The organism is Syntrophorhabdaceae bacterium (assembly GCA_028713955.1).
GTDB lineage: Bacteria > Desulfobacterota > Syntrophorhabdia > Syntrophorhabdales > Syntrophorhabdaceae > UBA5609.
This window is the reverse complement of the sequence record JAQTNJ010000281.1, coordinates 1-3,683: the sequence shown is the minus strand read 5'-3', so window position 1 is coordinate 3,683 and position 3,683 is coordinate 1. Positions and strand designations below refer to the sequence as shown.

General features: G+C 51.0%; 4 protein-coding genes. All 4 read left to right on the top strand.

Annotation, left to right across the window (positions count from 1 at the left end):
* Positions 1–120: 120 nt before the first annotated feature.
* Positions 121–1,407 carry an acetyl-CoA C-acetyltransferase gene (locus PHU49_15690; GenBank protein ID MDD5245451.1) on the top strand — a complete coding sequence of 429 codons (1,287 nt, stop codon included), beginning with the start codon at positions 121–123 and terminating at the stop codon, positions 1,405–1,407.
* 3 nt (positions 1,408–1,410) lie between these two features.
* Complete coding sequence (locus PHU49_15685; GenBank protein MDD5245450.1) at positions 1,411–2,193, top strand: enoyl-CoA hydratase-related protein; 783 nt, start codon at positions 1,411–1,413, stop codon at positions 2,191–2,193.
* A 21-nt stretch (positions 2,194–2,214) separates the two neighbouring features.
* Positions 2,215–3,012 carry an electron transfer flavoprotein subunit beta/FixA family protein gene (locus tag PHU49_15680; GenBank protein MDD5245449.1) on the top strand — a complete coding sequence of 266 codons (798 nt, stop codon included), beginning with the start codon at positions 2,215–2,217 and terminating at the stop codon, positions 3,010–3,012.
* 18 nt (positions 3,013–3,030) lie between these two features.
* A partial coding sequence (locus PHU49_15675; GenBank protein ID MDD5245448.1) for an electron transfer flavoprotein subunit alpha/FixB family protein occupies positions 3,031–3,683 on the top strand: 653 nt, incomplete at its 3' end.

Sequence of the window (3,683 nt, the reverse complement as noted above, 5' to 3'; positions counted from 1 at the left end):
CACTATTCACTATCGACTATTCACCGCCTTTATCGTCTATTTGGATTAAAATAATTGACAAATGTTTGCAATTAGGATAAAAGATTGTGAATTTTTTTTCAATTGAAAGGAGACCCAATTATGAAAGAAGTCGTAATAGTTTCATGTGCGAGGACAGCAATAGGGCAGTTCGGTCAGTCTCTCAAGGACGTACCGGTTGTGCAGTTGGGCGGTTTAGCCATAAAAGAGGCTATCAAGAGGGCAGGGATCAGGCCCTCGAAGAGCAAAGACAAAGAGTTTGCGCCTGATATCTTTGGCGGCAAAACCGACACGGACCTTGAAGCAAAATATTATGACTATGACAGCAGCTTAAAAGAGGTTGTCATTGACGAAGTCGTCATGGGCAATGTTATCCAGGCGGGCCTGGGTCAGAACTCCGGAAGACAGGCGAGTATCAATGCGGGCGTTCCGAAAGAAACAGCAGCCTATACGATCAACAAGGTCTGTTCATCGGGATTACGGGCTATTATCAATGGCATACAGTCAATAGCCGTAGGGGACAACGAGGTTGTCGTTGCAGGCGGAATGGAGAATATGAGTCAGGCGCCTTTTACGATACCGGGACTCCGCTGGGGCGCGAGGATGTTCGATACAAAGGCAGTGGACCTGATGGTCCTCGACGGTGTCTGGGAGATCTTTTACGGATACCACATGGGCTTCACGGCCGAGAACATTGCCGCAAAGTACGGCATATCGAGGGTAGAACAGGATACATTCGGACTTATAAGCCACCAGAGGGCACGGAAGGCGATCAAAGAGGGTCTCTTCAAGGCCGAGATCGTACCTGTTGTCATTCCGCAGAAGAAAGGCGACCCCTTGATTTTCGATACCGACGAAAGACCGATGGACACAACCCTTGAAAAGATGGCAAAGCTTGCCCCGGCATTCAAGAAAGACGGTGGTACAGTAACGGCAGGGAACGCGTCGGGATTGAATGACGCCGCCTCAGCAGCAGTTATCATGTCACGGGACAAAGCAAAAGAGCTTGGCATAAAGCCGATGGGTAAACTGATAGCCTGGGCAAACGGCGGAGTTGATCCTGCATATATGGGACTCGGCCCGGTACCTGCCATCAGAAAGGCCCTGAAAAAGGCAAACATGACCATTGATCAGATGGATATCATCGAACTCAATGAGGCCTTCGCGTCACAGTCACTGGCATGTATAAAAGAGCTTAAGGTCAACACAGATAAATGCAATATGTTCGGTGGCGGCATATCACTTGGCCACCCGATCGGATGCACAGGCGCCCGGCTTGTCACGACAGCCCTCTATCAGATGAAGAGACTGGGACTCAGGTACGGTCTTGTTTCCATGTGTATCGGCGGCGGCATGGGCCTTGCGGCAATTCTCGAAAGCGAGGCATAAGATATGGAGTACAAAAACCTGATAGTTGAGGTAAAGGACGGTATCGCAATTGTTAAGGTGAACAGACCAAAGGCGCTTAACGCCCTCAACTCCGAGGTGTTAACGGAGATCAAGCATGCCGGCGATGCCTTGAATGCGAATAAGGACGTCAGAGTCGTTATCATAACCGGCGAAGGAGACAAGGCATTTATCGCGGGGGCCGATATCCTTGAGATGAAGGACATGACGGCGATCGAGGGTATGAAGTTCTCCCTGAGGGGCTATGAAGCTATTGGTACCCTGGAGAATATGGAAAAGCCCGTTATCGCTGCCGTGAATGGTTTTGCACTCGGCGGCGGGTTCGAAGTGGCTATTGCCTGTGATTTTATCTATGCGTCCGATAAGGCAAAGGTCGGATTTCCGGAGACAACCCTTGGGATCCATCCCGGTTTCGGCGGGACCCAGAGGACGGCAAAGCTCGTCGGCCTCGCGAAGGCAAAGGAACTCATCTTTACGGGAAAGACGATCACGGCCCTGGAAGCATACAAGATGGGACTCATCAATAAGGTCGTTCCTCATGACCAGTTGATGGGTGAGGTCATGGCGCTTGCAGAAAAGATAAAGGCGAATGGTCCCTTTGCGGTAAGGCTCGCCAAGGAGTGCATCAGCAAGAGCCTCTCACTCAATAATAAAGAGGGCCTTATGTTCGAAGCGAAAAACTTTGGATTATGTTTTGCTACAAAAGACCAGAAAGAAGGTATGACGGCTTTTGTAGAAAAGAGGAAACCCACCTATAAGGGGGAATAAAATACATTCAAGGAGGACACTGTGAAGATAGCTGTATGTTTAAAACAGGTTCCTGATACCGAAGCAGAGATCAAATGGGACATTCCGAGCGGAACATTGAAGAGAGATGGAATGGATTCGATCACCAACCCATTTGATGAGTTTGCCTTAGAGGAAGCGCTGCTCACGAGAGAGAACTATGATGGTGAGATCGTTGCGATCAGCATGGGCCCGGAAAAGGCTGCGGATGTCCTGAGGAACGCCCTTGCGCTGACCGTCAATGCGGTGCAGCAGGTCAGTGATCCGGCGTTTGCCGGCTCCGACACATATGCAACGGCCTATGTGCTTGCCGAGGCGATCAAGAAGATCGGCGATGTGGACGTGGTATTCGCCGGAAAGCAGTCTACTGACGGCAATACCGGTGTTGTAAGCGCAGAGCTTGCTGCAATTCTTGGCTGGAGCCAGCTCACATATGTATCAAAGGTTCGTTCGATCGATGCGGCAGGCAAAAAGATCGTCGTGGAAAGGGCCATTGAAGGCGGCAACGAGGTCGTTGAGGCAAAACTCCCCGCCGTGGTTTCTGTTATCAAGGGCATAAATGAGCCGAGACTCCCGAATCTCATGGGTATCAGAAAGGCTGCGAAGGTCGAGATCCCGAAGTGGAACGCAGGCGATCTCGGTGTGGACGCGGGCAAGGTTGGAGCTGCCGGTTCCTGTACAAAGGTTGTTGAGATTGCTGTGCCACCTCCAAGGGGTGCAGGTGAGATCCTGAAAGGTGAAATTGAAGACATCGCGAATACGCTCACCGATAAACTGATTGACCTGAAAGTCATAAAATAACCGGGAGGAGGGAGAACAATGGCTAACGATGTATGGGTATATATAGAACATAAAGATGGAGCGGTAACACCGATGTCTTTTGAACTTCTGGGCATTGGAAAGACGCTGGCAGACGGGTTTGGTTCCAACGTGTGCGCTTTCGTAGTCGGTGAAAAGGCCGACGACATAGCCAAAGAGGCTTTCGCCTATGGCGCTTCCAAGGTATATGCCGTGGAAGGAGCTGAATACAAGGGTTTCAGGCCAGACGCATACTCAAAGGCTGCACATTTCCTTCTTGATAAGTATAAACCGGAAGTGGCGCTTTTCAGGGCAACAAGCCAGGGCACTGATGTTGCGGCAGCAAGCGCGGCATTGCTTGGTTTCGGGCTTTGCACCGACGCTATCGGCCTTGCCGTCGATGGCGGCAAGATGAAGATGACGAGGGCAGCCTTTGGCGGCAACTACACAGTATCGGTGGTGAACGAAAAGGCAGTCCCCCAGATAGCGACAGTGAGGCCCAAGGCATTCGCGATGCCCGCAAAGGATGCGTCAAAAAGCGGTGAAGTGGTAAAAGAGGCTTTTTCAGTTGCAGAGGCTGATCTGAACACGAAGGTCCTTGAGTTCCTGCAGTCGGCAACGGCGGTGAACCTCGTAGAGGCAGATATCATCGTGACAGGCGGCAGGGGCGTAGG